Origin of the sequence: Gordonia effusa NBRC 100432, assembly GCF_000241305.1 — a bacterium.
GTDB lineage: Bacteria > Actinomycetota > Actinomycetes > Mycobacteriales > Mycobacteriaceae > Gordonia > Gordonia effusa.
Genome location: NZ_BAEH01000033.1, coordinates 1 through 25,396, shown reverse-complemented (window position 1 = coordinate 25,396; position 25,396 = coordinate 1). Strand labels below are relative to the sequence as shown.

The window sequence follows — 25,396 nt, the reverse complement described above, 5'->3', positions numbered from 1 at the left end:
GGTCTCGTCTTCGGAGATGAAGCGCTGGCCAGCGTTGACGATCGATGCGATGTCGCCGCCAACCTTGTGGGCGATCACCGCGCGCACGTTGAGCTGAATACCTTGAGTGGTCACGCAAACTTCACGAATCTGCGCTTCGTGCAACGCCATCGACAGGTAGCGGACTTTGCGGAATACGGGCATGACCCACTTGCCGTGTCCCACAACGACATCGAACGGGGCGCCGTCATCGCCACCCTTTTTACCTGAAATGATCATCGCCTCGTCAGGTTCTGGAACGTGATAGCCGAGCATTGAATCTCCTTTGTTTACAACGTCATAACGTAACTACCGCGATGCCGCCCCGGGCTCAGATTCCGGGCACCGTCCACCGCTCGACATCCACCACTCGCCCCGGCTCCACCCCGATGACGAGTACGGACTCGCCAACGTCGAGCGGATATGGGCACTGGGCGAGAAAACGTTCGCTTCCCCCACCGACGAATAACTCGACCTCACCGAGCGAGGTACCGCCGCCGATCGCGATAGTGACATCCCCCGTCGCACCAACTAAGGAGATCACCGGCTCACCCCATTCGGCCTATCGCCAACTGCCGTGCGCTAGCTGACCTCCACGATGAGTTCGACCTCGACCGGCGCACCGAGCGGAAGCTCGCTGACCCCGACCGCCGACCGCGCGTGTATACCCGCGTCGCCGAAGATCTCGCCGATCACGTCCGAGGCGCCGTTGATGACGCCGGGCTGACCGGAGAAGCCATGGGCCGATGCCACATAGCCGACGACTTTGACGACCCGAACGATCGAGTCGATGCCAACCAGCGAGTCGATCGCGGCCAACGCGTTGAGCGCGCACTGCCTCGCGGCAAGAGCCGCTTCGTCGGGCTTGACCACTCCTTCGGCTCCGTCGGCGACCTTGCCGTGCGCGATTAGCTCGCCGTCGTGGATCGGCACCTGCCCCGAGGTATAGACGAGATTGCCGGTCCGCACCGCGGGTACATAGCTGGCCAGCGGTGGTACCACCGGCGGCAAGGTGATATTCAAATCTGCCAGGCGCTGCGACCACTGACCCATCGCGATCAGCCCTTCGGCCGTTTGAGGTAGGCCACATGCTGCTCACCGGTTGGTCCGGCAAGCACGCTCACCAACTCCCAGCCGTCGGCACCCCACTGGTCGAGAATTTGCTTGGTCGCATGAGTAAGGAGCGGGACGGTCACGTACTCCCAGGCCGTCACTGAAGGTGTTGTCATGGTCTCCAGAGTATCGGTATGAGAGGTATATATAGGGTTGACCCGTGGTCAACGACAATGCGGAAGGCGCAACATCCGCCGAGCAGACGACAACGCAGGATAATTCCTGGCCAGATGCGGCCGTGCGCGCCAAGCTGCACTTCGTGTCGGGCAAGGGAGGCACGGGGAAGACGACAGTCGCCGCGGCGATAGCTCTCGCCCTCGCATCGTCGGGCAAGAAGGTCCTGCTCGTCGAGTGCGAAGGCCGGCAAGGCATCGCCCAACTCTTCGATACCGCACCACTGCCGCCGACCGATCAGAAGATCGCGACGGCGCAGGGCGGCGGCGAAGTGTGGGGGCTGGCGATCGACATCGAGTTCGCGTTGCTGGAATACCTCGACATGTTCTACAACCTCGGCTTCGCCGGGCGGGCGATGCGCAAGATCGGCGCCATCGACTTCGTCACGACGGTGGCTCCCGGCCTACGCGACGTGATCCTCACTGGCAAGATCAAGGAACGGATCATCGCCACCGAGGGCACCGCGCGTAAACCTGGCAAGCTCCTCTACGACGCCGTCGTGGTGGACTCGCCGCCGACCGGACGTATCGGCAACTTCCTCGACGTCACCGCCGCGATGGCCGAGCTGACCAAGACCGGCCCCATCCGCAATCAGAGCGACGGCGTGGTGCGGTTGCTGCACTCCGACGAAACCGTGGTGCACCTGGTGACGTTGCTCGAGGCGATGCCGATCCAGGAGACGGTCGAAGCAGTCGAGGAACTCCGGGCCAAAGAACTCCGGCTGGGATCGTTGATCATCAACCGAGTAGCACCAACTCATCTGCCGACCGACGACGTCGACGAGATCGCCGCCGGCACAGTCGACGCCGCGCGCATCAGAGAAAACCTCGCCGCGGCCGGCCTGGAACTATCCGACGAGGACTTCGCCGGTCTGCTCACCGAAACCATCGAGCATGCCACCCGTCTGCAGGCCCAGCAGGTGGCTCGGGCTCAGCTCGACGACGTCGAAGTTCCGACGCTGGAATTGCCGAATCTGGAAGAAGGCGATCTCGGTTCGGTCTATGAACTCGCCGAGACGCTGCGGAAGGCTGGTGCGTGATGCCCCTCGATCTGAAGATGGCGTCGATCCTGATGTCACCCCAAACCCGTGTCGTAATCTGTTGCGGCGCAGGCGGAGTCGGTAAAACGACGACGGCTGCCGCGATGGCACTCTACGCGGCCGAGCGTGGACGCAAAGTAGCCGTACTGACCATCGACCCGGCGCGGCGACTCGCGCAGTCGCTGGGGATGACGTCGCTGACCAACGAGCCGCAGCCGGTCGACCTGGAAGGTGACGGCGCGGGCAGTCTCGACGCGATGATGCTCGACATGCGCCGCACCTTCGACGACATGGTCATCGAGTACTCCACCCCCGAGCGCGCGGCCTCGATCATGGAGAACAGTTTCTATCAGACGGTGGCGTCGTCGTTCTCCGGCACGCAGGAATACATGGCGATGGAGAAACTCGGCAAACTCCTGGAAGAGGACCGCTGGGATTTGATCGTCGTCGATACCCCGCCGTCACGAAACGCGCTGGACTTCCTCGATGCCCCCGCACGCCTGGGATCATTCCTGTCCGGCCGGTTGATGAAGGTACTCATCGGCGGCGGACGCGGCGTCGGGCGGGTGGTGACCGGCGCGGTGAGTATCGCGATGCGCGGCGTCTCCACCATCATCGGCGGCGATACCCTGCGCGACGTCGCGACATTTGTCCAGTCACTGGATTCGATGTTCGGCGGTTTCCAGGAGCGGGCCACCAAGACCTACGAATTGCTCAATCAGGCCGGTACCCAGTTCGCCGTCGTAGCAGCAGCTGAGCCGGATGCACTGCGGGAGGCCGCGTTCTTCGTCGACCGGCTGTCGAGCGAAAGCATGCCGCTGGCCGGCTTGATCCTCAACCGCACCCATCCATCGTTGACCGGTATTTCCGATGCTGCGGCAGCGTCGACTCTGGAGTCGGTGACCGACGAACTCGCGCGTGGTGCCCTGCAGATACACCTGGACCGCTCGGCCACCGGCAAACGCGAACTGCGTGTGCTGCAACGGTTTACCTCGGCGCATCCCGGCGTGCCGATCGTCGGGGTTCCGGCTCTGCCGTTCGAGGTCGCCGATCAGGATGCGCTGCGGGCCGTCGCGCAGCAGATAACCAGCAGAGGGTAGGGACCCAGATACCTCGGGTGTCGGCCTCCAGCCTGAACTTGTCATACCGCGCCGACATCATGGATCTAGTCCCAGAAACAGCGAGACCCCCTTATCCACAGGTGTGGGGGGGTCTGCACTGCTAATACTAGCACAGTCGCCGCAACTTCTGCGCCCAGAGCAAGCTAGGACGTCGTCGAATCGGGATGTGCGCCAACCAGTTTGGCCACGCACCAATCACGTCCCGCGGGCACCCACTCTCGACGGAAGCCGAACCAGCTAGGCCGTGCGGTGCCGCCGACGTTGAGCCTCGAAGAAGGAGGCCCAGGAAGTTACTTCTGGATGTTGCCGGAGCAGAGCGCGGCGCTGACGCTCGGTCATGCCGCCCCAAACGCCGAACTCGACACGATTGTCGAGGGCATCGGCTCCGCATTCGAGTTGAACTGGGCAGTGCCGGCAGATAGTGGCCGCCTTGCGCTGCGCCGCACCGCGGACAAAAAGTTGATCTGGATCGGCGCCCCGGCATTTGGCGTTGGAAACCCACGCTAGCCGAGCCTCGGTTTCTCCGGTCGTCACTGTCGCTGACGTCATCCTTAGACCCCTACTCTCTAGTTGTACACACACGCCCACATCCCGCTTTTGAAGTGTTATGTGAGTCACACTCTGCAGACAATCTAGGTATGGATCACTCAAATTTGCAAGCCCTGAGCGGAAGAAAATGGCACGACCGTGCGAACTTCTGCAATCAGTGCAGGCCAGGGCACTAAGCGGTCACACATTGGGCTACGCTCCCGCGGAACGTCAGCCACGCAACGTATCCTGTGGGACGTGTCGTTTGTGAAGAAACTCGCACCGATTGCCGGGTGTTGTTTACTGGCCGGTGTCTTGGTTGCCGGTCTCCTGTTTCCCGTCGTCAGCGGTCTGAGCGTCGCGTCTAATCGCGCGGCCAGTGCGGTGGAGAACGTGTCGTCGGAGCTGTTGAACGGCACCGTTCCCGAGGTCACCACGATGACGGACGCCGCTGGCAAGCCGATTGCGCTGCTCTATGACCAGTACCGCCTACAGGTTGGCTACAACGACATTTCGCCTGACATGATCCGCGCGATCATCTCCATCGAGGACCGACGTTTCCTCGAGCACGATGGCGTCGACTGGAAGGGAACCATTCGCGCCGCGCTGAAGAACTCGTCGTCGGGCGAAGTGCAGCAGGGAGCGTCGACGCTCGACCAGCAGTACATCAAGAACTATCAGCTGCTGGTGCTCGCCCGCACCGAGGCAGACAAGAACGCCGCCATCGAGACCACTCCCGCGCGCAAGCTGCGTGAGGTCCGAATGGCGTTGACGCTGGAGCAGACGCTGGCCGATCAGGCCAAGCGCGACCGCGGGCTATCCGACGCCGCCGCCAAACAAGAGGCTAAGAAGCAGGTGGTCACGCGCTACCTGAACGTCGTGCCGTTTGGCAGCAACGCCTACGGCATCGAGGCAGCCGCGCAAACCTACTTCGGGATTCCGGCGAAGGATCTCAAAGTTGAGCAGGCCGCGATGCTCGCCGGGATGGTGCAGTCGAGTTCGGCGTTGAACCCCTACAACAACCCCAAGGCAACGCTCGAACGTCGAAACACCGTGCTCGACACCATGATTGAAAACTTCCCGTCACGTCGTGCCGAGCTGGTGGCGGCAAAAGCCACCCCGCTCGGTGTGCTGCCCACGCCGAGGGGCGCCAAGCAGGGTTGTATCGCCGCCGGTAACAACGGCTTCTTCTGTGACTACGCATTGCAATTCCTCGCCGAGAACGGGCTCTCCCGAAACTCGGTGCTGCGGGGCGGCTACATCATCCGCACCACGCTTGACCCCGAAGTCCAGCGCTCGACGGTCCGTTCACTGCAGGCCAACGCCAGCCCAAGCGCCGACGGCGTCGCCGAGGTGATGAGCGTGGTCCGTCCGGGCAAACAGTCCCACGACGTCCTCGCGATGGGCTCTAGCCGCGACTACGGCCTCAACATCAAGGCCGGGCAGACGATGCAACCACAGCCATTCTCGATGGTCGGCGACGGCGCGGGATCGGTCTTCAAGGTGTTCACCGTTGCCGCCGCGATGGAGAAGGGGCTGGGCACCGGGTCGTCGATTCCGGTCCCCGGCTTCGTGGCTGTCGAAGGCATGGGTAACAGCGGTGGTTCCAATGGCTGTCCGGCGAACTCCTACTGCGTCAAGAATGACGGCAAGTACCCCGCGACGATGTCAATCAGCCAGGCGTTGGCACAGTCCCCCAACACCGCCTTCGTCAAATTGCTTCAGCAGATCGGCGTCAAGCCGACGGTCGACATGGCGGTACGACTGGGCATGCGGTCCTATAACTCGCCAGGCACCTCGGGGTTCGGCGAAAAGAGCGTCGCGCAGTACGTGAAGGACGGCAATCTCGGTTCGTTCACACTCGGTCCGGTGCCGATCAACGGGTTAGAGCTGTCCAACGTGGCAGCCACCCTCGCCTCCGGCGGTACCTGGTGCCCGCCGAACCCCATCGCATCGATCAGCAAGGTCAAACGCGATCGATACGGCAACGTGGTGATGGGCGCCGACAACCGTCCGGCACTGGCGACGGTTCCATTCAACGCTCCCAAGTGCGAACAGGTTGTCGAGCCGGGGCTGGCCAATGCGCTGGCCAACGCCATGAGTTTCGACGACAAGGGCGGCGGCACATCGGCGGCGGCCGCCGGATCAACCGGGTGGTCATTGCCGGTGTCGGCAAAGACCGGTACTACCGAAGCACACCGCTCGGCAGCATTCCTCGGTTTCACCAACCGTCTCGCGGCGGCAACCTATGCCTACAACGACGGCCCGAATCCGTCGGGGATCTGCAGCGGCCCACTGCGCCAGTGCTACGACGGCACGCTCTACGGCGGCATGGAGCCCGCTCGAACCTGGTATTCCGCGATGTTGCCGGTAGCCAACAAGTTCGGCCCCACCCGGCTCCCACCGAACGACCCACGATTCGTAGCCGGGTCCAACAGTGGGCGAATACCGTCGGTGACCGGACTCAACGCCAGTCAGGCGACCTCCCGACTGCAGGAAGCCGGCTTCAAGGTGACCCAGCTCGACGTCGATAGTGGGCAGGTACAGGGAACGGTCGTGTTCACAGCCCCATCGGACTCGGCGATGCCCGGTTCGACGATCACGATCTACGTGAGCAACGGTCGCAAAGCCGCGGACGGCGGAACCGGGCCGACCAAGACCACCGTGCAGGTGCCCGGAGTCGGTCCGGTGGTTATCCAGATACCTGGATAACCACGTCCACCTGGGTGTAATTGCCAGGTAACGCGGATCGTCATATCCGACCAGGTTTGACGTCGTTCAGTATCCTAGTGAGATGCACTCGGATGCACTGACCAAATTGCTGGCGCCCACTTCCGCTGGCGCACGTCTCGCCGTCGGTACAGCTGGGCTCGCGACGGCCGGGCTCGTTTACTCGACGGTGATCGAGCGCAACGCATTTGCGTTGCGGCACAACACTCTTGCCGTCTTGGAACCAGGCGCCTCGCCGCTGCGAGTCCTACACCTGTCGGATTTGCACATGTTGCCGCGGCAACATCTCAAGCAAGCTTGGCTGTCCGAACTCGAAGCACTCGAACCAGACCTGGTGGTCAACACCGGCGACAATCTGTCCCATCCGGCAGCCGTTCCGTCTGTCATTCAGGCGCTCGGCGGCCTCCTGTCGCAGCCCGGACTATTCGTCTTCGGGTCGAATGACTACTTCGGCCCAAAGCCGAAGAATCCATTCAAGTACTTCAAGTCAGACCATGAGCGGATCCACGGAGATCCGCTTCCCTGGCAAGATTTGCGGGCGGCCTTCACCGAGCGTGGTTGGCTCGACGCCACCCACACGGTTCGCGAGTTGGAGGTCAACGGGGTCCGAATCGCCGCCGCCGGCGTCGACGATCCGCATATCAACCGCGACCGCTACGAGACCGTCGCTGGCCGGCCCAACCCGCTCGCACATCTGCGGCTCGGCCTTACCCACTCACCCGAACCGCGCGTTCTCGATCGGTTCGCCGACGATGGCTACGACCTTGTGATGGCCGGTCATACTCACGGTGGCCAGTTGTGCCTACCGTTCTACGGCGCACTCGTCACCAACTGCGAGATCGACCGCTCCCGCGTCAAAGGCGTGTCCAACTGGGGCGCGTCGATGAAGCTACACGTCAGCGCCGGGTTGGGCACCTCACCATATGCGCCGGCACGATTCTGCTGCCGCCCCGAGGTGACCCTGCTGACACTGACCGCGGTGAGTCACGGCGACGCCGACTTCGACGCCGAACAATCGCTACCGCAGTTAGCGTCGGAACTCACGTAGCCTGCGGGGTTCAGCGGGACCGGTGAGTTTTCGGCGCACGTTTTGTCTGTCTTTGTGAACATTCACGACCACTCACCAGGGAGCAGACAATGACCCAGTATTTCTTGACCGTTCCGCACGACACCGCCGAAGAACCGACGATGGCGACGATGGATCCGACTGAGTTGGAAGCGGTGATGGCCGCGGTCGGCAAAGTGAACGACGACATGATGGCCGCGGGCGCTTTCGTCACAGCGGGTGGCCTCCACCCACCGTCAACAGCTATCACCGTCGATGCCACCGGTGACAGCATCGCGCATACTCCGGGGCCATTTGTCGAAGCGACGGAATACGTCGGCGGGTTTTGGATCATCGAGGCGACCGACCAAGCGACTGCCGTGAAATGGGCCGAACAGGCTTCTGCCGCATGCCAATCCAAGATCGAGGTGCGCGCACTGCAAGAGGGACCGGAGTAGTTCCCGGCTAGGCTGGCGGCGTGGACATCCCCGCCGGCCTACAGTCTCAGCGTCGCCTGGGCCCCGATTGGTCAGACTGGCTCGACCGCCTACCTCGACTGTGCGACGATCTGCTCGCGCAGTGGCGGCTGCGCGTCGTCGGCGAGTCGATGCACGGTTTCGCGTCGGTCGTCGCACCCGTCGTGACCGAGGACGGCACGGACGCTGTGCTGAAAGTCGGCTTCGACGGCGACGACGAATCAGAATTCGAAGGGCTCGCATTACAACAGTGGGCCGGTAACGGCGCCGTGCGGCTATTCCGCGCTGAACCGCAGCGTCGTGCATTATTGATCGAGCGGCTCGATGAGGCGGACCTATCGAGTCGACCCGACGTAGAGGCATGCGCGATCACCGCGGGCCTATACGCGCGGCTACACCGCCCCGCGACGCCGCAATTTCGACCGCTGACCGGATATCTTGAACGGTGGCTCGACGCGCTGAAACACGATGCGTCTGGCGTACCGGTACCGCGACGACTTATCGATCAAACGCTTCGTCGCGGGCAGGAGTTCGTTGACGACCCCGAGTCCGTCGGCACGCTCATTCACGGCGACCTGCACTACGAGAATGTCCTTGCCGCGCAACGGGAACCGTGGCTGGCCATCGATCCCAATCCGATGTCGGGCGATCGGCATTACGAGTTGGCACCACTGCTGTGGAACCGATGGGACGAGATTGCCGACGACGCACGCGCGGGCATCGCACGACGATTCTTCACCGTCGTCGACGCCGCCGGTCTCGACGAGAGCCGCGCCCGCGACTGGGTTGTGGTTCGGATGATCCTCAACGCGCACTGGGCCGTCGAGGACGCACAGCGTGTCAACCGAGCTCTCGATACCGACGACCACGACTGGATCACTCAGTGCATTACAGTCGCGAAAGCGGTTCAACCGTAAGGCTTTTGGCCACCCTTCCGATTATCGAGGACCCCGCCGGCACCTCCGCCGGCCAACCTTCCGATGGTCGAGTGCGCTCGCCGGCCCACTTCCGATGGTCGAGTGCGCTCGCCGAGCGCAGCGAGACGCGCGTGTATCGAGACCTCCGCCGGCCCACCTCCGATGGTCGAGTGCGCTCGCCGGCCCACCTTCCGATGGTCGAGTGCGCTCGCCGGCCCGCCTCCGATGGTCGAGTGCGCTCGCCGAGCGCAGCGAGACGCGCGTGTATCGAGACCCCCGCCGGCCGAAATACCAAGTCGCCCAAATCAATCAGCACCGCTCAGCCGCCCGTCAACCCCGATTAGCCGCCCAACGCTTGGCGTACTCGCGCAAGAAGGTCGCCTCGACGAGCGCCATATTCTCGATCTCAGTCGGGTCAACACTCTCATTTGGCGCGTGTATGAGACACCGTGGCTCCTCGACGCCGATAAGCATGATCTCGGGCGTCCGGGAAGGTATCGGCGAAGACGTTGCACAGCGGAATCGAACCGCCCTGCCCCATCAGCAGCACATCGTCAACCGCGTAGACATCCTTCATCGCGTCGACCATGGTGTCGTACCCGAGCCCCGACGTCGCGCCGGCAAACGGGGCACCGGCCGCCTCGGGTTCGATAGAGACGCGAACATTCCACGGCGCCACATCGGTGAGCTGAGCGATCAACGCATCCTGCGCACGGTTGACATCCATCCCCGGTGGCACTCGGAGATTAAGGCGCGCGCGCGATTTCGGCACAATGGCGGCCGACGACCCGAGGACCGAGGGGCAGTCGATACCCAACACCGTCAACGCCGGGCGAGCCCACACCATATCCGACACCCGACCGGAACCGAGTAGATCGACACCGTCGAGCACATTCGCATCTGCGCGGAACGCGTCAATCGGATAGTCCACACCCGGCCACGTCGCGGTATTGTCCAGGCCTGCAATTGTCGTATTGCCCTGTGCATCGTGCAGCGTCGACAACATCGCGATCAGCGCGGCCAATGCGTCCGGCGCCGCTCCCCCGAACATGCCGGAATGCATTGCCGAGGAAAGGGTTTCGACTGTCACAACGACGTTGACCATCCCCCGCAGGGTGGTTGTCAGACTCGGTCGGCCAACCGCGAAGTTGCCCGAGTCGCACACCAGGATCACATCGGCAGCGCATATCTCCGGATTGTTAGCGACAAAATTCTCCATACCGCCAGTTCCTTGTTCTTCGGAACCTTCACCGGCGATCTTGATATTCAGCGGTATCTCGCCATCGAGCGCCCGGAGGGCGGTGAGGTGCATCGCGACATTGCCCTTGCAGTCAGCCGTGCCGCGCCCATACCAGCGGCCATCGCGTTCGGTGAGTTCCCATACCGGAGACTCCCATTCGTCGTCGCCGAGCGGAGGTTGCACGTCGTGATGGAAGTAGAGCAGCACGGTAGGCGCATCGTCATGTCCCGCCAGAAGGCCGGTAACCGCCTTGCTGCCATCGCTCGTCTCGTGCGCTTCGACGTCGGCAAATCCCAAGTCGCCGAATGCCTTCCGCAACCAGTCGACCATCTTCTCGCACTCCGCCGGCGGCGACTGCTCGGGATTGTGAACCGACCGGCAGGCAACCATCTCGGTTAGATCCGCCTTCGCCCGCGGCATTAGGTCGCGTACTCGCGCACGCAACGCGTCGTCAGTCATCGGACACCTCTATCTATGTTGTCGTACTTGAGGATTCACGCTTACTCGGCCACAGGAACCACACTGCCACAGTGGCGAGTGCGATGAATACCGCTGTGACGATCGTAGTGACCGCGATTCCGTGAGTGAACGCGATGACGACCGCGTCGGTCACCTTCTTCTGCAACTCGGCGGGTAGTCGGCCTAACGCGTCGGCGAACGAAGTCGAATTGACCAGCGCGGCCCGCGCCCGGTCGGTCTCGCCCGGCGTCAGTCCCGAATCAGCAACCGCGCGTTGAGAATCAGAGATCGTCAAGGCACGAGCGATGGCGCTCACCAACGCGACTCCCAGCGCACCCCCGACCATGCTCGACATCTTGAATACGCCAGCCGCGGCACCTGAAAGTCGGCCGGGGACATCTCCAACCGCCGTATTCGATACCGGAGTCGACAGCAGCCCAAGGCCGGCACCGATGACGACAAGCGCGCCAGAGATCAACCACATCGTGCTGTCGCCGTGTAGCGCGCCCAACATTGCCATCCCGAACGCGAGCACCACCAACCCGATGAGAACCGGTGTCCGGCCGCCGAGTCTGCTATCCATCCGGCCACCCAGCGGGATGAAGCCAAAGATTCCGATTACCGCTGGCAGCATCAGGATTCCCGCAGTGACGGCACTGTACCCGCGGGCGCTTTGCAACCAGAGCACCAGGACGTAGCTCAGCCCCGCGTAGGCCAGGTTCATCGTCAGATTTGCGGTGAGCGCGCCGTCGTAGGTACGTAGTCGAAATAGCGACAGGTCCACCAGCGGTGATCTGACTTTGAGTTCGATGACTACCCATGCGACCGCGAGCACCGCCGCGCCGACGAAGAGCGAGATGACCAATGGACTCGACCATCCCGCCGGCCAAGAACATTGCCCGCGGGAACTGCCTTTCCGGCTTCTCAAGTTCGTTGACATGCACGGCGTTCATCTCCATGCCGGAGTAGGCGCCGAAGTTGCTGACGATCAGCACAATGCTGACGATCCCGGTCCAGGCCGGGAAAATGTGACTACCACCCATCGGTGCCGCGGACGGATTGCCTTGCAGCAGAAAGACAATTCCCAGCATCACCAGAAGCACGCCAGGAATTAGTGTGCCAACCAGCACTCCGCTAGATGCCAGCTTCGCGATAACTCCGATGCCGCCGCGCAGTGCGAGGAGCACGCCCGCCCAATAGACGACGATGATCACGACCGCGGTGAACACGCCACTAGACGCGAGCGATGGGTCGATAACGTAGGCAAGGGTGCTCGCGACGAAAGACAACAGCGTCGGGTAGTAGAAGATCGTCATCGCGAATTGATGCTAGGCAGCGGCGAAGCCCATATTGGCGAAATACCTTCTGTCACCCAGCGATAGACACCGCCGGACCATCCAGATGCGAGTTCGGCGGACACCAGCGCGGTCGGTACGAGAAACACGATGGCCGGTAGTACATAGAGGAATACGCAGGCGAGGCCGTAGACCGCCATCGTCGGGGCCGGTCGCAAGCTGGCGACTGACGACACGGTCATCAATGCCAACGCGGTCCAGGTTATGTAATTCGTTGCGGGACGCACTGTTCCGACTGAAGAACCGTCGCGAGTTACCGTGTCCTCAGCCATATCCGGCCCCTTACTCTGCTCCGCCGATGGGTGTGACCGCCAGATACAACGTCGCACCGGGCGCGCGGGGCCACATCACCCAAAGCGGGTGAAGCGAGACCCCGCTTCTATAGCTCCGCTCGAAGTTTCGTCGCGCTGGTACGGCGACACGACGTCATAGTCGCACCGATGTCGGCAATATCCGCTGCCGACAATGCGATCGAGCTCAGCGATCGGCGCGAGAGTTGAGGACCGGATGCTAAGTCAGTCCACCGATCCCCTTGCCCAACAACGATATTCCAAGAACGAGGAATAATACCGCCATGACCGCCTGGTTGTTGGCCCGCAGCCATTCCTTCAGCGCATCGAGGGCGCCTGCCAGACTGTCTGCGGCAACCTGATAGGCAATCACCGGTCCGGCCACCGACGACGCGGCAATCACACCGAACAACGCAATGGCAGTTAGGACGGCCCTGCCCGACAGTCCGCCAGTACCGATGTCGACTCCGGCTGCGGCACAGAGCATTAGGTTCTTCGGGTTCACCGCGGCCAATACAAAGCCAATTCCGAATCCAGCAGGGGGCTTCATATCGTCGATCGCCGCCATCCATTTTGGCGACGCCGCAACCGCAGAACGAACACGCCAGTCACGAACTCCGAGAAGCAGCAGCAGCAAGCCGAGCACCAATTTGATCCACGAAGACGCGCGGGACGGCCCTGACGAGGTATCGATGGCCGCACCCACTAGGACGAATATGACTGTGGCAGAGACGATTCCGATGATCCAACCGATAGCGAAACCAATACTGGTGGTTCGGGCGTGCGTGCCCAGCAACATAAGTATCGCCGCGATGATTGGAACGGGCGAGACCGCAACGCCGATCGCCAGTGGCAACAGGTCCCCAATCACAGTGCCCATCGTCACTCCTGTCTCGGCCGTACCAACCGAGATTATCTCTGTTGGCCGACCGACGAATCACCCATGAAGTATGAGGCGCCTCGAATTAGGTCGCACGGACCCGGCAATTCCATGGGTAGTCAGCCCGTCGAGCAGACCGTTTTCATCCGGTCGGGGTGAGGTGATTTGTCAGCCTAGCGAGCATCGTCACAGGTGCGGGTCAGGGCGGCTAGGTGCGACGAGAGGGTTCTGTTTCATGTCCGAGAATTTCGGCCGGTTCGCCGACTTGGCCGCGGCGACGATCGACGGCGGCTATCCGGCACCCGATGCGCGGGAGCAACTCGAGGATGAGCTGTTCTTCCAGCGCGCGGTGCAAGCGTATCTGTGGGCACTGCCGGCGATGAATATGTGGGCAATGAAGCGGGGGCTAGAGACGGTATCGGGGTCCGGCTACAACGTAATGTCAGTTCCCGAGCAGCGCCTGAAGCCCACGACGCTGATCACCACTCCAAACTCGGATTTAATCTATGGCCTTACCTTCGCGGATCTGAGTGTGACCGGACCGCTGGTCATTGAGGCGCCACCGAAGCTCCAGGCCTTGCTCGACGACTTCTGGCATCGGCCGTTGACGGGGCCGCTCATCGACGGCTTCCAATACCTCGGTGACGTCGGCATACCAGGACCGGACCGAGGCCGTGGCGGCAAGTACCTGATCATCCCAGACGACTACGACGGCCTCATCGACCAGGACGAGTACTTCGTGTTCACCAGCCGCACGAACGGTGTGTTTATCTTCGCGCGGGGATTCTTCCAGTCTGTCGACGACCTCTCACCGGGCGTGGAGTCGGTGGAGGGGATCATCGTTCGGCCGTACAACGGTGATGCGAAACCGATGACGTATCAACATGTCTCCGAAGTACCGGTCGATGCCTTGTTTACGCGGAACGCCAGCTACTTCGATGCACTCGCCGACTTCGTTCAGAGCGAGCGAGTCGATCGAACCGATCCCTATATGCATGGCGTCCTAGCGGCGTTGGGGATCAGCAAGGGCACGGTGTTTGCGCCGTCGGACCGGCAACGCACTCTGCTCGACCACGCGGCCCGCACTGCGTGGAACATGGCGAAAACCGTCGCCGCCAGCTACGACGAGGAGGATCGCGCGCGTTGGTGGTCAGATCGGCATTGGGTGGCGCACGTGAAGACGGACCCCGACGACTTCATGCACACTGTCCTCGATGAGGAGTGGCGCGACCGGACGACAAAACATACCGACGTCGATGCGAAGCTCCATATGTTCGTCAACCACTACTCGATCAGTACCGGGATGATGTCGTCGGTCGTTGGGATGGGAGCGAAGTACGGCGACGCCTACAAAGACAGCGACGGCGAATACTTACGCGGCGAGAATACCTATACGATTACGTTGCCACCGAACCCGCCGGCCGGGTTATTTTGGTCAGTCACCGTGTACGACGCCGAAACCGCCGCGGGTGTCGACGCTGACGGACAGGAGTATCCGTCGCTGAACGGAATGAATGATCTCGATCTCAACGATGACGGATCCATCACCCTCACGGTCGGACCGACGCCTCCCACAGGCGCCCGGAACTGGCTTCGAACTGTTCCCGGTCGTGGATGGTTTAGCCTGTTTCGCTTTTACGGGCCAAAGCAGGAGTTCTTCGATCACAAGTACAAGCTCGGCGACTTCGTCAAGGTCTCCTAGCCAACGTCATTGGCGGTTACGGCGCCGCCAAGCTCGATCGAAATCTAACAACCACCCAGACCGTTCCTGCGCGTTCAACAGATTTCGAGACGCTACCGTCGGCGCGTTACGAACGCGTCCAGCAATGTCCTGCCGTCATGCCACCAGCCGTATCACTGGCCGAGTTGATATGCCCCAGACTGCCCGCCACATGTACCGGCGAGCCCCAATCCGCGGCTATCGTCGCGGCGACATCGACAGTGCAATAAGGATCATTCGCGCTAGCGACTACCACGCTGGCGCACGACAACGGATCTGCCGGTGCATCAAGGAAGGTCGAAGCTGCCTCCCGCGGAAAGTTCTGACCGTTCAGGTCTGGCGGCGCCGCCATGAATACACCTCGCGCCGATCGACCTGGGTTCGCGGCTAGCCAACCGGATGCGGCCCAGCAACCGAGACTGTGAGCAACGAGGACGACATCGGGGTCTCGTTCCACGGCGCGGTCATAGGCAACCTGAACGGAGTCAACCCAATTCGTCAAGTCGGGCGCAGACCACGACGTCGGCGAGATGCGTACCGCGGCCGGTCCCACTCGTCCCCCACATGGTCTGCCAGGGCTTCTCGTCCGATCCGTCGATACCGGGTATGACAACGTATGCGACCACTATTCCCACCGTCTCATTCGTATGATTCGACGCGCGAGCCGCCATCGTGCTCAAAGTGTGCTGGAATCAGTTCTGCTAACAAATCCTTGCGAATGAAACCAACGTGATGTTCGGAGAAGAAGATGAAATCACTCGATCGAATCGACCGCGACATCCTCGAACTTCTCCAACACGACGGGCGACTTACCGGCGCGGAGGTGGGACGCCAGGTTGGATTGTCCCAGCCCGCTGCCAGCGCGCGCATCACCCGACTGGAGAAAGCTGGGATCATCACCGGCTGCCGCGCCGTCGTCGACCCGCTGGCACTGGGCCTCAATATCCACGCGGTCATTCGCCTGCGGACCACGCACGCTCAGCTGTCGAAAGCGCTTGAGCTCGCTTCGCGGACACCGGAACTCGCCTCGACGCTGAGAGTTACCGGCGAGGACTGCCTGATCTTCGATACCCATTGCAGCGACGCGGGAGGCTAGAGACCGTGGTCGATTCTCTCGCGCGCTACGGGCCGGTCACCACATCGTTGGTGCTGCACGCCTATCCGACGAAGGCGCTCGGGGCGGCAAAGTCACCGAGAGTCTGACTCATTCGGATTCGCTTTCAACCGACGATCCGTAAACGGCGGCGAGCAACCCTGGTGCGGACTGCTCTACGAAATCGTCACACAGAGTGTTGAGCCGGCGACCCGCTACATCGTGCTGCTCGATGAGTCCACAGCTCCGAAGAATCGAAAAATGATAGGAGGCAGTTGATTTCGGCAGATTGTCGTAAAGGTCGCTACATCCCTGGTTCGGACCGCCGTCGCGCAGTCGACGCACCATCTCCAGCCGCACCGGGTCGGAGAGTGCCTGCAGGACCTTAGCGACCCACTCGGGATCGGGCCGGGAAACTGGTTCCAAATTTCTCGAACCATCCGGTACGCTCTTAGCCATGGTTCCAGAATATTCGAACCCACAAGGCCGGGAACTATCAGTCGGCGTAATTGGCGCCTCCGGTTGGGCAGATGTCGCACACCTCCCCGCATTGACCAAAACGCCGGGGCTTCGCCTCGGAGCAGTCGCCACCTCCAGAAGCGAGTCGGCCAAGCAGACCGCTGAGAAGTGGGGCATCGACCGCTGGTACACCGATGCGGCCGATCTTGCGTCCGACCCGGAGGTGGACCTGATCACCGTCTCGGTGAAAGCTCCCCTACACCGGGCCGTCATCGAACAGATCGTGTCGGCCCACAAGCCTGTTCTGTGCGAATGGCCGATGGGCGTATCAACCGCAGAGGCGATCCAGCTCGCAAAAGTGTTCGCGGAGAATCACATCACCGCGTTCGTCGGACTCCAAGCGGCCGCCAACCCGGTACTGACGCAGACCGGCCGGCTCATTGCCGAAGGCAGAATCGGCACGGTATTAAGCGTCACGGCGAGGGCGTCGCGGGCTAGCAAAGAGCCTGTTCCGGCGTCGTCGGCGTACACACTCGACGTACGCAGTGGGGCCGGGACACTGGAAATCCTTGGCGGGCATACACTCTCGGCGCTATTCACCGCGTTGGGATCCATGCCAGATTCGCTGGCGAGCGCCACGGGAACGGCCAAACTCGTACACAGAAGCCACGTCTCGGCCGACGGCGGCCTGATCGAGGCCACCAGTCCCGACGTCATCAGCGGCCATCTCAATATTCATCCGGGACTTGCGACAGTTTCCTTCACCGATGGAGACATCGATCCCGGCACCGAGATCACCATCGTCGGCTCGGCGGGCCGGGTGACACTTCGCACCATCGCCGAGGACGAGTTACGTCTGCGTCAGCCGCAGATGGCGGACTGGTCGGCGCAGGTCACGACCAAAGCCGGTGTCGAAACGTTCACCGCGCCGCCGACTGAACTGCCGCTCGCAGCCCGGAACCCGTCATACCTTTATCGAGCGATACGTGACGACATCACTTGTGGGACAGCACTTGTCCCACGAGCAGATAGCGCGGTTACCTTCCATAAGATCCTCGACAAGTTCGGCGTAACTGAGCAGGTGACTTAATCTGCCGACGCCTCCACCTAGATCGGCGTACCACGATTGGTGCCTGGCTTCTGAATCAACAGATCGTCGTGTTCATGCCGACGACACGCTTCGACGAACGGGATCGCGGCCTCTCGGTCTCCGACGAACAGCAGGTACCGTTCGGGGTCGATCGCGTAATACTCCTCGTAGTCAACGATTCCATTGCTGACCGGTATGGAGATGTAGTAGCGGCCCGAATCAGCTTCTACGCCAATCGAGTACCGGTCCTCTGCGGAGAAATAGACATCATCGAATCTCATCGCCGCCCACCTCACAAACGAGGAAGCCCCCGACCAATGTTCCCACTGGTCAGGGGCCTCTACTGCTTCTCAACCAAAGCGTCGGGGTGGCGGGATTCGAACCCACGACCTCTTCGTCCCGAACGAAGCGCGCTACCAAGCTGCGCCACACCCCGTGTGTAGCCTGGAAAAGCTTACCGCAGGCCGCAGGGATGGCTAAATCGGCTGGTCATCGCCTCGAATTCACCCTCTGCGGATGATCTGAGCGCCCCTTTAATCCGACCATAATCATCTGCATGAGCAAGCGTCCGGCGACGACGGCCGCGGTACCCCAGTGGTCACTACCGCGTGGTCTCATCGTCCTGGTGAGCGTCGCCGGTCTCGTGGTCACCGTCGCCGGGATCAAGTCGGTCGCCGGCATCGTCGGACCGGTATTTCTCGCGCTGATGTTGACGATCGCCGTGCATCCGGCCGGGCGATGGCTGCGCGGCAAAGGCTGCCCACGGTGGCTCGCTTTCCTGACCGTCCTAAGTTCGGTCTACGCGATCCTGATCGCCTTGTTCGGCTCGATCGTCTTCTCGATCGCCCGACTCGCCACCATTCTGCCCGAGTACTCAGATAAGTTCGACGATCTAGTAGGCAGCTTTCGCAATTTTCTTGTCGATCACGGCGTCAGCTCCGATGACGTACATAAGATGTTGTCGAATATCGATTCGAGTAAGATCATCGGCGCGGTCGAAGACATCCTCGGCAGCGTCGCATCGATTACCTCGGCATTGATTCTCGTCATAGTGGTGGCACTATTCATGGCGGTCGACGCCATCGGCGTTTCCGAACGTATGAACATACTCGCCCGCTCACGGCCCGACATCGCCTCCGCGTTTAACAATTTCGCAGCGGGCACGCGCAAGTATCTGATCGTAACCACGGTATTCGGATTTATCGTTGCGGTACTCGATTCGGGCGCCCTGTGGGCATTAGGAATTCCGCTTCCAATACTTTGGGGTTTGCTTTCGTTCATAACCAACTACATTCCGAATATCGGATTCATTATCGGCGTCATCCCACCTGCCCTACTCGGTCTGCTCGACGGTGGCGTGAGCAAGATGATCCTGGTCATCGTGGTGTACAGCGCGATTAACGTGCTACTTCAATCGGTGATCCAACCCAAATTCGTCGGCGACGCGGTGGGCCTATCGACGACGCTGACTTTCCTCTCCTTGATTATCTGGTCGTGGATCATCGGACCCCTCGGTGCAATCCTGGCCGTCCCGCTCACTCTCCTCACCAAGGGCCTACTGATCGATATCGATCCCGCTACACGGTGGGCCGATATCCTTCTCGCCGATTCGGTGAAGACTGCCGAACAGGTCGACAGTGAAAACGTCGAAAGGCGACCGCCCGTCAACTCCGCATCAGGCAGCGTGTCGGATACTTCCATTCAACGTGATACGAATCCCTGAAACAAACACTGCTACACCAAGGATTACGAATGATTGATTAATCACCCCAGCAGCCCGAAAAGTCCGATACTGATTCCAGGTCACCCATTCGAAAGGTAAGAACAATGACAACCTCACCCTCCCCCGTCAAGAATGGCTTCGCCGCCGGTATCACCATCGGTGCGGCGGCACTCCTTTTCGTGGCCAGTCTTCTCGCGGTCTTTCAAGGAATCTCCGCGATCGCGAATGACGACGTATTCATCGCCGGACCCGAATACATCTATTCCTTCGACCTCACCGCATGGGGCTGGATACATCTGATTCTCGGCATCATCGGCATCGCCGTCTCATTCGGACTGGCACTAGGATCGGCATGGGCACGAGTCGCCGCGATTATCATCGCGTCGCTATCGATCATCGCGCAGTTCCTCTGGCTGCCGTACTACCCGCTGTGGGCCATCCTGGTCATCGCCGTCGACATCCTGGTGATCTGGGCTGTCTCGACCTGGCGCACCGAGACGCTATAACAACCGAAAAAGGCCGGTCCATCGACGTCGATGGACCGGCCCTTTTCGGTGGCTCACCCCACTGGCAGTTGCGCCGCTTGAACCCGACCGTCAGCGATAGCCTTCTCCAGCTCGGAGTGGTCGGCGACGTTGATCGCCGCATAAGCGACCGCGAAGTCCGCGATCGCATCTTCGAAAGCCCTTCCGCGACCGATGAATTCGGCGATCGCGTACCTGCTGGCAGTGCGCGCGTGGGCCTGTGCGAGCGCCCGACCGCACAACTTGGCGTACAGCATGAGGCCCCGCGGTTCCAGCGCTTCGATGACAACCGAACCTTTCCCATCGCGCAGTTGCCGGACGTAGAAGTCGCGCGGAATTCCCTCGGGGTCCAGACCCGACTGCCAACCCAAGAACGCGTCGCTGGCCGCCTGCATCAGTCGCTGACCGTCGACGACGCGCCGACCTTGATTATCGAACGACGGCCCGTCGGGCACATATCTGGCCAGGACCGACTCCTGAGCCTCTTTCATCTGCAGAAACAGTGGATCTGACAAGTCACGGCCCACCAGGAGGGCGATCCACGCCCGAGTTCCGACGCTGCCGACACCCACCACCTTGCGGGCCGCCTCCTCGTAGGTGAACTGATCAAGCAACTGTGCGATTTCCGGCGCCAGAGTGGCTCGATACTCTCCCAGCCGACGCGTCAGCTCACGGGCCAGCATCTGCGCGTCCTGCTCGCCGAACAGTTCGTGAATCGGGACCAGCAGCGGCGGATCGCTGCGGATATGCGCGACGCCGTCGGTCACGACACATAGTTTGGACAACGCCTGCACACTGTCCCGGTGCCGAGCCTTCTTCAGAAACTTGCGCGTCCGCTCGACGGCCGCGGTGTCGAGCTTCTCTCCCATATCCGCGATGACTTCGTCGGCATTCACGTGTGCGTACCAACATTCCAGGGTTGACTCGGCGACGCTGCGCGACATCGACTTTCGATAGGAACGTGCCGATCGGCAGGCTACGGCCCGTGCGTCCTTGTCGTCGAGCCCGTTGGCCTGCGCGGCGATAACGAAACTCGCGGCGAGCCGCTTCACGTCCCATTCGAACGGGCCCGGGTACGTCTCATCAAAGTCGTTGAGATCAAAGGCCATTCGCCGTTCCGGTGTAAAGAACAGGCCGAAGTTCGACAGGTGCGCGTCCCCGCACAGTTGGGTGCGGATTCCCGAATTCGGTGTTGCCGCAAGGTCGGCCGCCATCACCGCCGCCGCGCCGCGATAGAAAGTGAACGGTGTGGCCACCATTCGCGCATACCGCACCGGCACGAGCTCCCGAACTCGGCTGGCGGCTTGTTCGGTCAGGATATCGACCGCGCTACGACGATCGGCCAACTGTGGCACGAGTGCGAGGTCGGTGAGTTGCGTGGCCATCGAAATCTCCTAGCCGGACACCGCTTTCGGTGACCTACTGGTATGAAACGAACCACGGGGCGGGCGCGACACGCATCGTCTGTGCCGGGGTGAACGTCGGGTGGTCTTCCGTATAGAAATTCTTCCACCCCATCCACACATTCGGCGGCAAATCGGTAATCAATCGGTTCCAAGTACCCATTTTGACCGGCGGCGTCCCGTGCCCGTCAGCATGGATCACCATCGCCAACTCTGGATGTGCGGTATTGATCGCACGCCGGTTGGCCAACATATCCGAATCAAACTCGTGCAAGATGAGCACCTTTTGCGGTAATCCGTTGTCGCGCACCAGCGCTGCGAGCCAGGCGGAGGTTCGGTTTACCTCGGCCGCCTCTACCGAACCGATCTGCGTCAGATGCACTTGGTTGGGCTTGAGACGCCACTCCGAATCCAATGCGAGCCCAACGTGGGGCAACTTGAGCAGCGATTCGTACATCTTGGCCTGACGCAGAAAGTCCATCCGGCCGGGCTGCAAATCCAGCGTCACGTAGATGCCGGCCTTGCCCGCCGCTTCCACCCACGGCTTAATGACCGCGGGATCAATGATCGAGGTGTAGTTATTGCCTGGCCCCGGCGACGCCGACGCCACGGTCACGATGATTTCGAAGGCCGGAATCACCTTCTCCTTGCTCACCGAGTCATATTGCGCAGCAACACGTTTGGCTCTGGCGATCGTTGCCGGCAAGTCTTGTCGACCAAGCGGCCCGAGCGATGGAGAGTTCGGCGAGCCGTACAGCGCGATCATGCGCCGTCCCGGGAAGACGGTAAGTCCACCGCCCGGCAGTTCGAGTGCCCGTCGAGATGCTACGACTCGATCGGAAAGTAGTGCGGCGGTACCGAATTCGCCGCCGATACCCACGACTTGTGCGGCGGGGTCAGCCTTGAGCACCTCGACGGCCGAACTACTCGACCGCGGGTCCCCGCCGCTCGCGTCGGCGCCGACCGCGCCCGCGGCGGCGATCGTCGCAAGTGCGTCTTGTTCCGGAGCAGCGATCAGCACCACCACCCGACGTCCATCCGGCACTACCGAAACAGCTTTCTTCGCAGACGATTCCGCGACCGCTGCCAGACCAAAAGAATCAGTCGCATCGCCAACCAGCACGGCGCTGCGTGCGTTGAGCCGGGCCAATTCGCCGCGCACCGCGTCGGTACTGCCGGCGTCGTAGGCAAACACCGGGATCCGCAGTTTTTCCGCCGTTTCCCCGGCCGCCCGACTAGCGGCATCGTCTGCTCGCGGACCGACGATGACTACCGTGGGCGCACTCGAAAAGAGTTCCCGGCTCGCTAACACCGACGTCGGCACGTTGGGGTCGCCGTACACCACTCGTGTCGACTCGTCGGATAACTCGGCACTGGGCTCCTGAACACTTCGGCTAGCCACGGTCGCGGCCACCGCCACAGCGATGACCACTACGACCACGCCGACCACAGCGGCGATCATTCGAAACCGTGTCAGCCTCCGATGCCCCTCCATATCGTTGGACCGACCTCCGCATCTCGACTGCCGGAAATCACCCGGCTTCTATCAGCTCGTGTCGTGGCCAAGCGCAACCTTCGACGCCAACAAGGTATCAGCTTCCACTACGTCGAATGCCCGGTGGACTATCCGCCATCTCGACGCATCGTTAGGAGGGCGTCAAGTTCTGCCGCCACCCGCACGGAGTCGGGTCCGGCCAACCGGGATAGCGGCACCCGTGAGATTCGTTCGGTTCGCCGCTCGACGCGATACACGATCACCACCGTGACTACTACGAGTGGGACAAGAATGCTGAAAATGATTACGGAGGTCATGGCATTAACTATGTCCATGCGAAGATCCTGCCACCAGTGGCTGGATTGACATTGTTCGTAAATAATCTGCCATACTGGTCGGTATGCTTCGGACCATCGCCGTACTCCTGCAAAAGCGGGTCGCACTGTTCGAATATGGCGTGATCAACGAGGTATTCGGTATCGACCGCACCGGCGATGGCGTGCCATCCTTCGAGATGTTGGTGTGCGGCCCCGAGGCGGGCGTGCCGATCGATGCCGGTAACGGCGCTCAAGTCACCCCGCCCTACGACTTCTCGGTCTGTGCGAGAGCCGATCTCGTCGCAATCCCGGCCGGCAGCACCAGCGGCAGCGACTACACCGAAGAATCGCTCGAAGTACTGCGGGCAGCAGTCGCTCGCGGTGCACGGGTGCTCACGGTTTGCTCGGGATCTTTTCTCGCCGCGCACGCGGGAATCCTCGACGGCCGACGAGCCGCCACCCACTGGATGTATGGCGAAAAGCTGGCGCGGCAGTTCCCTAACGTCACCGTAGACACCGATGTCCTGTTCGTCGACGATGGGCCGGTCACCAGCAGCGCCGGCACGGCGGCCGGCATCGACGCCGCGCTGCATATCGTGCGGCAGGAATTCGGACCCGATATCGCTAATCGCATCGCCCGCCGAATGGTTGTCGCACCCCATCGAGACGGCGGACAACGGCAGTACGTCGAAGCCCCGATACCGGCCTGTGACTCCGACGGATTCGGCGAAACTTTGACTTGGATGATCGAGAACCTCGATTCCGACATCGCGGTTAACGACCTTGCCAAACGCGCTCATCTGTCCCCGCGCACCTTCGCGCGACGATTCGTTGACGAAGTTGGTGTGCCACCGCATCGCTGGCTTACCGAGCAGCGAATTCTGCACGCGCAGCGGCTATTAGAGTCGACCACGATCACCGTCGACGACGTCGCGGCGCGATGCGGCTTCGGGTCCGCGACTTTGCTGCGCCACCATTTCAGCGCAATGGTCGGCGTGTCGCCGGGCAGTTACCGTCAGCGATTCACCGGACGCTAAAGCCGCTCCGCGCCAACGGCATTCGCGATCATTGAAACCGGCTACTCGTTCTTGTCGTCGTCGCTCGCGCTGTCAACGGGTTCGAAATCGTCGGCTGGCTGTTCATCGCTCACATCCGTGGCCACCTCACCCGCACCGTCGGACGACTCATCGAATGAAACTCGCGGAGTGGCCGCGGTGTGGTAAATCGCGAGGCCGGCATTGACAGCGGCCGCTACACCAAACCCGACGGCGAAAATTCCGGCCAGCACATATGCGGCGGTCGCCGACCCGCCATCGAGCGGTCCGATCGCCAACGCCGCGGCGACAGCCAAGATCAGGCCGAGCAACGACCAGGCCGCACTACGCACCCGCGGCCCGACCACGCCGGCATAGAAGAGTCGCCGGTAGACGCCCGTCTCGAACTCATCTACCGCGGCGAGCCGTACCGCATCGGCTCCGGCCACGGTCCGCAAGCGCTCCGACAGGCCCAGATCGGCGAGCAATCGCGTTGATTCTTGTGCGCGGTACCGCACAAAGGCGATGATCGCGACGGTCGCCGCGATCAACCCAAGACCCATCGATAATGTCCACAAGTTCACATCGGCCACCGTACCGCCCGCAGGGTGAACGTGTTACAACTACGGTCGGTGCGATGTCGCGAGTGCTTAGTCGAGTCCGGAGCCCAGTCCGCCGACCAACGCGGCAACTCGACGTCGACCAACTGGACCGCCCGCGAATTCGACTGTTCCACTTCGACTTTCGCCGCCTCGCCAGCTGGCGCGAGAATTCGACCGGCAATCCACCGCCCGAAGACGGCCGCAAGGTTAGCCTGTAGATGACCATCATTCAGTCATCTCGATGGACCGCACCGACAGGAGATCCCATGTCAACCTACGCAGTCACCGATCCGGCGACCGGCGAAATCGTCGCCACTTACCCGACGGCCACCGACACCGAAATCGCCGACGCGATCACCGCGGCGTCCGATGCCGCGTCCTGGGTTCGCTCGACGTCAGTCGCAGACCGCGCCGAGTTGATCCGAAAGGTCGGCGCACTGCACCATGAACGTCGCGAACAGCTCGCGGACATCATTGTGCGGGAGATGGGAAAGCCGCGTGACGAGGCGTTGGGCGAGGTTGACTTCTGTACCGCGATCTACGATTTCTAC

29 protein-coding genes, 1 tRNA gene and 3 pseudogenes are annotated in these 25,396 nt (G+C 61.8%); 14 read left to right on the top strand and 19 right to left on the bottom strand.

Annotation, left to right across the window (positions count from 1 at the left end; all coding sequences use genetic code 11):
• The 4 genes and pseudogenes from GOEFS_RS05055 to sp36 form a co-directional block, all read right to left on the bottom strand.
• Positions 1–294 (bottom strand): annotated as a pseudogene (locus tag GOEFS_RS05055) (flotillin); the annotation flags it as partial.
• A 55-nt stretch (positions 295–349) separates the two neighbouring features.
• Positions 350–562, bottom strand: coding sequence for an NfeD C-terminal domain-containing protein (locus GOEFS_RS05050; protein ID WP_007316804.1), 213 nt, complete (start codon positions 560–562; stop codon positions 350–352).
• A gap of 38 nt (positions 563–600) precedes the next feature.
• On the bottom strand, positions 601–1,071 hold the full coding sequence (locus tag GOEFS_RS05045; RefSeq protein ID WP_007316803.1) for a RidA family protein: 471 nt from the start codon (positions 1,069–1,071) through the stop codon (positions 601–603).
• 5 nt (positions 1,072–1,076) lie between these two features.
• Positions 1,077–1,247 carry a Sp36 family protein gene (sp36, locus tag GOEFS_RS23025; protein WP_007316802.1) on the bottom strand — a complete coding sequence of 57 codons (171 nt, stop codon included), beginning with the start codon at positions 1,245–1,247 and terminating at the stop codon, positions 1,077–1,079.
• 44 nt (positions 1,248–1,291) lie between these two features.
• On the opposite strand from sp36, the gene bagA reads away from it, so the two are divergent.
• A complete protein-coding gene (bagA, locus tag GOEFS_RS05040) occupies positions 1,292–2,344 on the top strand; it encodes an ATPase BagA (RefSeq protein WP_007316801.1) in 1,053 nt (350 codons plus the stop codon).
• Positions 2,344–3,444, top strand: coding sequence for an ArsA family ATPase (gene bagB / locus GOEFS_RS05035; protein WP_007316800.1), 1,101 nt, complete (start codon positions 2,344–2,346; stop codon positions 3,442–3,444). Before bagA ends, bagB begins: the two co-directional genes overlap by 1 nt.
• A 258-nt stretch (positions 3,445–3,702) precedes the next feature.
• On the opposite strand, the gene GOEFS_RS22780 is transcribed toward bagB, so the two are convergent.
• On the bottom strand, positions 3,703–4,014 hold the full coding sequence (locus GOEFS_RS22780) for a WhiB family transcriptional regulator (RefSeq protein WP_040524524.1): 312 nt from the start codon (positions 4,012–4,014) through the stop codon (positions 3,703–3,705).
• Positions 4,015–4,251: 237 nt separating this feature from the next.
• Between GOEFS_RS22780 and GOEFS_RS05025 the strand changes: the two genes are divergently transcribed.
• From GOEFS_RS05025 to GOEFS_RS05010, 4 genes are all read left to right on the top strand, one after another.
• Complete coding sequence (locus tag GOEFS_RS05025) at positions 4,252–6,705, top strand: transglycosylase domain-containing protein (protein ID WP_085949506.1); 2,454 nt, start codon at positions 4,252–4,254, stop codon at positions 6,703–6,705.
• Positions 6,706–6,787: 82 nt separating this feature from the next.
• Positions 6,788–7,771, top strand: coding sequence for a metallophosphoesterase (locus GOEFS_RS05020; RefSeq protein WP_007316797.1), 984 nt, complete (start codon positions 6,788–6,790; stop codon positions 7,769–7,771).
• A gap of 89 nt (positions 7,772–7,860) precedes the next feature.
• Positions 7,861–8,226 carry a YciI family protein gene (locus GOEFS_RS05015; RefSeq protein WP_007316796.1) on the top strand — a complete coding sequence of 122 codons (366 nt, stop codon included), beginning with the start codon at positions 7,861–7,863 and terminating at the stop codon, positions 8,224–8,226.
• 20 nt (positions 8,227–8,246) lie between these two features.
• Complete coding sequence (locus GOEFS_RS05010; RefSeq protein WP_007316795.1) at positions 8,247–9,161, top strand: aminoglycoside phosphotransferase family protein; 915 nt, start codon at positions 8,247–8,249, stop codon at positions 9,159–9,161.
• A 330-nt stretch (positions 9,162–9,491) separates the two neighbouring features.
• On the opposite strand, the pseudogene GOEFS_RS05000 reads toward GOEFS_RS05010, so the two are convergent.
• The 5 genes and pseudogenes from GOEFS_RS05000 to GOEFS_RS04985 all read right to left on the bottom strand — a co-directional run bounded on the left by GOEFS_RS05000 (position 9,492) and on the right by GOEFS_RS04985 (position 13,385).
• Positions 9,492–10,860 (bottom strand): annotated as a pseudogene (locus GOEFS_RS05000) (dipeptidase).
• A 13-nt stretch (positions 10,861–10,873) separates the two neighbouring features.
• A complete protein-coding gene (locus tag GOEFS_RS23925; protein WP_138917886.1) occupies positions 10,874–11,800 on the bottom strand; it encodes an MFS transporter in 927 nt (308 codons plus the stop codon).
• Positions 11,793–12,176, bottom strand: a pseudogene (locus GOEFS_RS23920) (amino acid:proton antiporter); the annotation flags it as partial. The gene GOEFS_RS23925 and the pseudogene GOEFS_RS23920, both read right to left, overlap by 8 nt.
• Positions 12,173–12,487 (bottom strand): hypothetical protein, encoded by a 315-nt coding sequence (locus GOEFS_RS23915; RefSeq protein WP_007316791.1) that lies wholly within the window; start codon positions 12,485–12,487, stop codon positions 12,173–12,175. The gene GOEFS_RS23915 and the pseudogene GOEFS_RS23920, both read right to left, overlap by 4 nt.
• A 238-nt stretch (positions 12,488–12,725) precedes the next feature.
• Entirely contained in the window at positions 12,726–13,385 is a 660-nt protein-coding gene (locus GOEFS_RS04985; protein WP_007316790.1) for a GAP family protein, read from the bottom strand.
• A gap of 235 nt (positions 13,386–13,620) precedes the next feature.
• Here GOEFS_RS04985 and GOEFS_RS04980 point away from each other — a divergent pair, with 235 nt between their 5' ends.
• A complete protein-coding gene (locus tag GOEFS_RS04980) occupies positions 13,621–15,087 on the top strand; it encodes a DUF1254 domain-containing protein (RefSeq protein ID WP_007316789.1) in 1,467 nt (488 codons plus the stop codon).
• Positions 15,088–15,193: 106 nt separating this feature from the next.
• Here GOEFS_RS04980 and GOEFS_RS04975 read toward each other — a convergent pair whose 3' ends face one another.
• Together GOEFS_RS04975 and GOEFS_RS23590 are read right to left on the bottom strand one after the other, a co-directional pair.
• Positions 15,194–15,658 (bottom strand): RBBP9/YdeN family alpha/beta hydrolase, encoded by a 465-nt coding sequence (locus GOEFS_RS04975; RefSeq protein WP_211600644.1) that lies wholly within the window; start codon positions 15,656–15,658, stop codon positions 15,194–15,196.
• The gene (locus GOEFS_RS23590; protein ID WP_211600645.1) at positions 15,591–15,731 is read right to left on the bottom strand and encodes a hypothetical protein; all 141 of its coding nucleotides are present in this window, start codon (positions 15,729–15,731) and stop codon (positions 15,591–15,593) included. The genes GOEFS_RS04975 and GOEFS_RS23590 overlap by 68 nt, the downstream gene beginning before the upstream one ends.
• A gap of 122 nt (positions 15,732–15,853) precedes the next feature.
• Here GOEFS_RS23590 and GOEFS_RS04970 point away from each other — a divergent pair, with 122 nt between their 5' ends.
• Complete coding sequence (locus GOEFS_RS04970; protein WP_007316787.1) at positions 15,854–16,201, top strand: Lrp/AsnC family transcriptional regulator; 348 nt, start codon at positions 15,854–15,856, stop codon at positions 16,199–16,201.
• A gap of 108 nt (positions 16,202–16,309) precedes the next feature.
• Here GOEFS_RS04970 and GOEFS_RS04965 read toward each other — a convergent pair whose 3' ends face one another.
• Positions 16,310–16,657 carry an ArsR/SmtB family transcription factor gene (locus GOEFS_RS04965; protein WP_007316786.1) on the bottom strand — a complete coding sequence of 116 codons (348 nt, stop codon included), beginning with the start codon at positions 16,655–16,657 and terminating at the stop codon, positions 16,310–16,312.
• Between GOEFS_RS04965 and GOEFS_RS22330 the strand changes: the two genes are divergently transcribed.
• Positions 16,656–17,747: a Gfo/Idh/MocA family protein gene (locus GOEFS_RS22330; protein ID WP_007316785.1), complete on the top strand. Its 1,092-nt coding sequence runs from the start codon at positions 16,656–16,658 to the stop codon at positions 17,745–17,747. The two genes, GOEFS_RS04965 and GOEFS_RS22330, sit on opposite strands and share 2 nt — an antisense overlap.
• A 17-nt stretch (positions 17,748–17,764) precedes the next feature.
• Here the strand turns inward: GOEFS_RS22330 and GOEFS_RS04955 are convergent, their stop codons facing one another.
• Positions 17,765–18,028: a hypothetical protein gene (locus GOEFS_RS04955; protein WP_007316784.1), complete on the bottom strand. Its 264-nt coding sequence runs from the start codon at positions 18,026–18,028 to the stop codon at positions 17,765–17,767.
• Between the two features lie 81 nt (positions 18,029–18,109).
• Positions 18,110–18,183 (bottom strand) — tRNA-Pro (locus GOEFS_RS04950).
• Between the two features lie 120 nt (positions 18,184–18,303).
• On the opposite strand from GOEFS_RS04950, the gene GOEFS_RS04945 reads away from it, so the two are divergent.
• On the top strand, positions 18,304–19,470 hold the full coding sequence (locus GOEFS_RS04945; RefSeq protein ID WP_007316783.1) for an AI-2E family transporter: 1,167 nt from the start codon (positions 18,304–18,306) through the stop codon (positions 19,468–19,470).
• A gap of 104 nt (positions 19,471–19,574) precedes the next feature.
• Entirely contained in the window at positions 19,575–19,976 is a 402-nt protein-coding gene (locus tag GOEFS_RS04940) for a DUF7144 family membrane protein (protein ID WP_007316782.1), read from the top strand.
• Between the two features lie 53 nt (positions 19,977–20,029).
• Here GOEFS_RS04940 and GOEFS_RS04935 read toward each other — a convergent pair whose 3' ends face one another.
• The 3 genes from GOEFS_RS04935 to GOEFS_RS04925 all read right to left on the bottom strand — a co-directional run bounded on the left by GOEFS_RS04935 (position 20,030) and on the right by GOEFS_RS04925 (position 23,209).
• Positions 20,030–21,379 carry a DUF2252 domain-containing protein gene (locus GOEFS_RS04935; RefSeq protein ID WP_007316781.1) on the bottom strand — a complete coding sequence of 450 codons (1,350 nt, stop codon included), beginning with the start codon at positions 21,377–21,379 and terminating at the stop codon, positions 20,030–20,032.
• 34 nt (positions 21,380–21,413) lie between these two features.
• Positions 21,414–22,859, bottom strand: a complete 1,446-nt coding sequence (locus tag GOEFS_RS04930; protein ID WP_245549771.1) for a hypothetical protein — start codon at positions 22,857–22,859, stop codon at positions 21,414–21,416.
• A 161-nt stretch (positions 22,860–23,020) separates the two neighbouring features.
• The gene (locus GOEFS_RS04925; RefSeq protein WP_040524521.1) at positions 23,021–23,209 is read right to left on the bottom strand and encodes a hypothetical protein; all 189 of its coding nucleotides are present in this window, start codon (positions 23,207–23,209) and stop codon (positions 23,021–23,023) included.
• An 83-nt stretch (positions 23,210–23,292) separates the two neighbouring features.
• Between GOEFS_RS04925 and GOEFS_RS04920 the strand changes: the two genes are divergently transcribed.
• Positions 23,293–24,246, top strand: a complete 954-nt coding sequence (locus GOEFS_RS04920) for a GlxA family transcriptional regulator (RefSeq protein ID WP_007316779.1) — start codon at positions 23,293–23,295, stop codon at positions 24,244–24,246.
• Positions 24,247–24,287: 41 nt separating this feature from the next.
• Here the strand turns inward: GOEFS_RS04920 and GOEFS_RS04915 are convergent, their stop codons facing one another.
• Positions 24,288–24,827, bottom strand: a complete 540-nt coding sequence (locus GOEFS_RS04915) for a hypothetical protein (RefSeq protein WP_245549770.1) — start codon at positions 24,825–24,827, stop codon at positions 24,288–24,290.
• 53 nt (positions 24,828–24,880) lie between these two features.
• Between GOEFS_RS04915 and GOEFS_RS23135 the strand changes: the two genes are divergently transcribed.
• Positions 24,881–25,063 (top strand): hypothetical protein, encoded by a 183-nt coding sequence (locus GOEFS_RS23135; protein WP_138917885.1) that lies wholly within the window; start codon positions 24,881–24,883, stop codon positions 25,061–25,063.
• A gap of 48 nt (positions 25,064–25,111) precedes the next feature.
• Positions 25,112–25,396: aldehyde dehydrogenase family protein (locus GOEFS_RS04910; RefSeq protein WP_007316777.1), on the top strand; the 285-nt coding region annotated here is incomplete at its 3' end.

Excerpts from the sequence above, each read along its gene's own strand:
- GOEFS_RS05045 (WP_007316803.1), bottom strand. The coding sequence starts at position 1,071 with ATGGGTCAGTGGTCGCAGCGCCTGGCAGATTTGAATATCACCTTGCCG.
- sp36 (WP_007316802.1), bottom strand. The coding sequence starts at position 1,247 with ATGACAACACCTTCAGTGACGGCCTGGGAGTACGTGACCGTCCCGCTC.
- bagB (WP_007316800.1), top strand. The coding sequence starts at position 2,344 with ATGCCCCTCGATCTGAAGATGGCGTCGATCCTGATGTCACCCCAAACC.
- GOEFS_RS22780 (WP_040524524.1), bottom strand. The coding sequence starts at position 4,014 with ATGACGTCAGCGACAGTGACGACCGGAGAAACCGAGGCTCGGCTAGCG.
- GOEFS_RS05020 (WP_007316797.1), top strand. The coding sequence starts at position 6,788 with ATGCACTCGGATGCACTGACCAAATTGCTGGCGCCCACTTCCGCTGGC.
- GOEFS_RS05015 (WP_007316796.1), top strand. The coding sequence starts at position 7,861 with ATGACCCAGTATTTCTTGACCGTTCCGCACGACACCGCCGAAGAACCG.
- GOEFS_RS23925 (WP_138917886.1), bottom strand. The coding sequence starts at position 11,800 with ATGTCAACGAACTTGAGAAGCCGGAAAGGCAGTTCCCGCGGGCAATGT.
- GOEFS_RS23915 (WP_007316791.1), bottom strand. The coding sequence starts at position 12,487 with ATGGCTGAGGACACGGTAACTCGCGACGGTTCTTCAGTCGGAACAGTG.
- GOEFS_RS04985 (WP_007316790.1), bottom strand. The coding sequence starts at position 13,385 with ATGGGCACTGTGATTGGGGACCTGTTGCCACTGGCGATCGGCGTTGCG.
- GOEFS_RS04980 (WP_007316789.1), top strand. The coding sequence starts at position 13,621 with ATGTCCGAGAATTTCGGCCGGTTCGCCGACTTGGCCGCGGCGACGATC.
- GOEFS_RS04970 (WP_007316787.1), top strand. The coding sequence starts at position 15,854 with ATGAAATCACTCGATCGAATCGACCGCGACATCCTCGAACTTCTCCAA.
- GOEFS_RS22330 (WP_007316785.1), top strand. The coding sequence starts at position 16,656 with ATGGTTCCAGAATATTCGAACCCACAAGGCCGGGAACTATCAGTCGGC.
- GOEFS_RS04965 (WP_007316786.1), bottom strand. The coding sequence starts at position 16,657 with ATGGCTAAGAGCGTACCGGATGGTTCGAGAAATTTGGAACCAGTTTCC.
- GOEFS_RS04955 (WP_007316784.1), bottom strand. The coding sequence starts at position 18,028 with ATGAGATTCGATGATGTCTATTTCTCCGCAGAGGACCGGTACTCGATT.
- GOEFS_RS04945 (WP_007316783.1), top strand. The coding sequence starts at position 18,304 with ATGAGCAAGCGTCCGGCGACGACGGCCGCGGTACCCCAGTGGTCACTA.
- GOEFS_RS04940 (WP_007316782.1), top strand. The coding sequence starts at position 19,575 with ATGACAACCTCACCCTCCCCCGTCAAGAATGGCTTCGCCGCCGGTATC.
- GOEFS_RS04935 (WP_007316781.1), bottom strand. The coding sequence starts at position 21,379 with ATGGCCACGCAACTCACCGACCTCGCACTCGTGCCACAGTTGGCCGAT.
- GOEFS_RS04930 (WP_245549771.1), bottom strand. The coding sequence starts at position 22,859 with ATGATCGCCGCTGTGGTCGGCGTGGTCGTAGTGGTCATCGCTGTGGCG.
- GOEFS_RS04925 (WP_040524521.1), bottom strand. The coding sequence starts at position 23,209 with ATGACCTCCGTAATCATTTTCAGCATTCTTGTCCCACTCGTAGTAGTC.
- GOEFS_RS04920 (WP_007316779.1), top strand. The coding sequence starts at position 23,293 with ATGCTTCGGACCATCGCCGTACTCCTGCAAAAGCGGGTCGCACTGTTC.
- GOEFS_RS23135 (WP_138917885.1), top strand. The coding sequence starts at position 24,881 with ATGTCGCGAGTGCTTAGTCGAGTCCGGAGCCCAGTCCGCCGACCAACG.